This is a genomic window from Sphaerimonospora cavernae (assembly GCF_042435035.1).
GTDB classification, from domain to species: domain Bacteria; phylum Actinomycetota; class Actinomycetes; order Streptosporangiales; family Streptosporangiaceae; genus Sphaerimonospora; species Sphaerimonospora cavernae.
Genome location: NZ_JBHMQT010000062.1, coordinates 1 through 2,165, shown reverse-complemented (window position 1 = coordinate 2,165; position 2,165 = coordinate 1). Strand labels below are relative to the sequence as shown.

1 protein-coding gene is annotated in these 2,165 nt (G+C 71.5%); it reads left to right on the top strand.

Translation table 11 applies throughout. The features are described 5' to 3' along the window. Positions 1-2,165 (top strand): DNRLRE domain-containing protein (locus ACFHYQ_RS27220; RefSeq protein ID WP_394304000.1); only part of this gene is annotated, 2,165 nt, incomplete at both ends.

The following is a 2,165-nucleotide window of genomic DNA, read 5'->3' as shown; positions in this document are numbered from 1 at the left end:
CCCACAACACCGGTGGAGATCCGCATCGGCGTGCAGAGCAAGGGCCTTGCCCTGTCGGAGAGCGCGGACGGGCGTCTGCTGCTGAGGAACCGCAAGAACGCCAAACTCGTGGCCTCGGCGCCGCAGCCGGTGATGTGGGCCGCCCCGCCCGCCGGCGGCGGCGGGCAGGACGCGACCGGCAATCCGGGGAAGATCTCCACCGAGGTGGCCGCCGACAACGACGGCGGGCAGGTGCTGGTGCTCCGCCCGGACGCGCAGTTTTTGGCCGATCCCGCCACGGCGTATCCGGTGACGATCGACCCGACGGTCTCCCTTCCTTTGACCACGGATACCACGGTGGTCCAGGGATCGACGCGTTCCTACGACGGGGACACCACCATCAGTGCCGGGAACCACGGCGGGACGCTGTCACGCGCCTTCGTGAAGTTCGACACCTCGGCCCTGGCGGGTGCGACCGTGCAGGATGCGACCTTCCAGGTCTATAAGAGCTCGGTCAAAACCTCGGCGTGCCCGCGTGCGGGGGCCTGGGTCTCGCGGGTCGCCGCCGACTGGGATCCGGCGACGATCACCTGGGCCAACCAGCCGGGCATCGCGACGGCGGGAGAGGCCTCCTTCCTTGACACCAGCGGTTGCGCGGCCAGAAAGTACATTAGCTGGACGATCACCCAGATCGTCCGGGCCTGGGCGTCGGGGACGCCCAACTACGGGCTTCGCGTGCGGGGAACCATCGAGACCACTGCGGCGGACTACCGGGTCTTCCTCGACAGCAGCGAGGCCGGCACCGGCCGCGCCCCCTCTCTGAGCGTGACCTACACGATCAACTCCACTCCGGCGGTGGGGAACCTGTCGATCAGCCCGCTGGCCGGGGCGGACGTGTCGTCGCTGACGCCGACCTTGCACGCGGCTGTCTCCGACCCTGCGGGAGGGAGCCTGCGGGCCGACTACGAGATCGAACACGACCCGGCCCACCCGGGCGAGGGCAGCGGCCCGGTCTGGGTCGGCAGCTCGGCTGCGGTCGCGCCGGGCAGCGACGCTGTCGCAGAGGTTCCGGCCGGGAAGCTGGCCGACGGGTGGCACATCCGCTGGCGGGCCCGGGCCACCAATACCGGCACGTCTGTGTCCTCGGCCTGGTCGGACTGGCAGGCCGCCACCATCACGGTGCCGGACCCGGTCGTGGACCAGTTGCAGGTCACCCCCTCCCAGGGTGTGTCGGGGGAGACGGTCACGTCCAGCCTCACACCGGCGTTGGCCGCCCGGGTCATCACTCCGGACGCGGCGGCGTCCCGGGTGGAGTTCGAACTCGAGCACGACCCCGCCGCCCCGGCAGGTCAGGGCAGCGGTCAGATCTGGACCGCAGGGGCCGATGATGTGGCCTCCGGCGCCCAGGCCACCGTGACCGTGCCGGACGACACGCTCGCGGACGGGTGGAAGGTCCGCTGGCGGGCCCGCGCCATCGCCCCGGGTTCTAACGCCTCCGCCTGGAGCGAGTGGCAGCCGCTGACGGTGAAGGTCCCCGCCGCCACCGTCTCCCAGTTGCAGGTCACCCCGTCCCAAACCGACGGGCAGACCACCACGATCACGTCGCTGACCCCGCACCTGCTGGCCACCGTCACCGACGCCTACGGCGCGGCGCTGCGGGCCGAGTTCGAGATCGAGCACGACCCCGCCGCACCGGCGGGTCAGGGAAGCGGCCAGATTTGGGCCGGTGCCGCCGACAACGTCCCGGCCGGGACCCAGGCATCGGTGACCGTCCCCGAACAGACGCTGAGTGAGAGCTGGCTGGTGCGCTGGCGCGCCCGCGCCGTCACGGGTGAGGCCGCCTCGGCCTGGTCGGACTGGCAGAACTTCCGCGTGGACCGGCCCGACCCCGTACTCGGCACCCTGCAGGTCATCCCCTCGCAGCAGATCGACGGCACCACCGTGGCGTCGTCGTTGACGCCGCAGCTGCTCGCCCAGGTCACCGACCCCACCGGCGGCACGGTACGGGCCGAATTCGAACTCGAACACGACCCCGCCGACACCGAGCACGGGACAGGCTCGATCTGGACCGGTGCGGTCGACGACGTCGACTCCGGCGCCCAGGCCACCGTGACCGTGCCGGACGGGAAACTATCGGATGGGTGGAAGGTCCGCTGGCGGGCCCGCGCGCTCACCCCTGGCGGGAC